The 390-nt window shown below is 37.2% G+C and carries 1 pseudogene; it reads right to left on the bottom strand.

Features of this window, described 5'->3' with window-relative positions:
• Nucleotides 1-211 (bottom strand): annotated as a pseudogene (locus HMPREF2813_RS01055) (adhesin); the annotation flags it as partial.
• Nucleotides 212-390: the final 179 nt, after the last annotated feature.

Genomic DNA, 390 nt, shown 5'->3' with positions numbered 1-390 from the left:
CGCCTCCAAAATTAGCGTCCATTTTTTCCAAAATCGCCATTAATTCGCGGCAAGCAAGCTCATAATCTTTTTTGGCGACATGTTGTTCCAGGCGTAATAGGTTGGGTTTGGGTGGTTGTTTAAGTATTTGCAGGGAAGTTTGGTCGTTGTTTGATTCTACAAGTGAAGCGGTCGTATTTTGTGGAACACTTTGTAAATTTTCTTTTGTCATATTATTAAATCCCTTGTATTGCCATGGTATGGAGTATGTTTTAGTTTATCATATAAATTGTTTTTTAGCATTGCTTGGTTTGCTTGGTTTGCTTGGTTTGCTTGGTTTGCTTAGTTTGTTTGATATATAAGGATGAAAACAGGGTTGCGTATAGACTGTAAATTGGCGGGTAAAGCATA

This window comes from Haemophilus sp. HMSC066A11, assembly GCF_001811665.1.
Classification (GTDB): Bacteria; Pseudomonadota; Gammaproteobacteria; order Enterobacterales; family Pasteurellaceae; genus Haemophilus; species Haemophilus influenzae.
Note: the sequence above shows the minus strand (reverse complement) of the source record. Positions and strands in the feature narration are given on the sequence as shown.